Annotated in this window: 1 protein-coding gene; it reads left to right on the top strand. The window is 69.5% G+C overall.

The features are described from left to right. On the top strand, positions 1-318 hold a 318-nt coding region (locus tag K0F86_RS27195; protein WP_219137218.1), incomplete at both ends, for a cadherin-like beta sandwich domain-containing protein.

Genomic DNA, 318 nt, shown 5'->3' with positions numbered 1-318 from the left:
TCACCGCGCAGAACAGCACCACCAAGACCTATACGGTCACCGTGACGCGCGCGGTCTCGAGCAACAACAATCTGTCCGCACTGGCGCTCTCGAGCGGCACCCTGAGTCCGGCCTTCGCCGCCGGCACCACCAGCTACACGGCCAGCGTAAGCAACGCCACCACCTCGCTCACCGTCACGCCGACCGTGGCCGACGCCAGCGCCTCCGTCACCGTCAACGGCGTGGCCGTGGCCAGCGGCAACGCCTCGGGCGCGATCGCCCTGAACGTGGGCGCCAACACCGTCACCACCGTCGTCACGGCCCAGGACGGCACCACCA

This window comes from Janthinobacterium sp. UMAB-60, assembly GCF_900095235.1.
Classification (GTDB): domain Bacteria; phylum Pseudomonadota; class Gammaproteobacteria; order Burkholderiales; family Burkholderiaceae_D; genus Janthinobacterium.
Note: the sequence above shows the minus strand (reverse complement) of the source record. Positions and strands in the feature narration are given on the sequence as shown.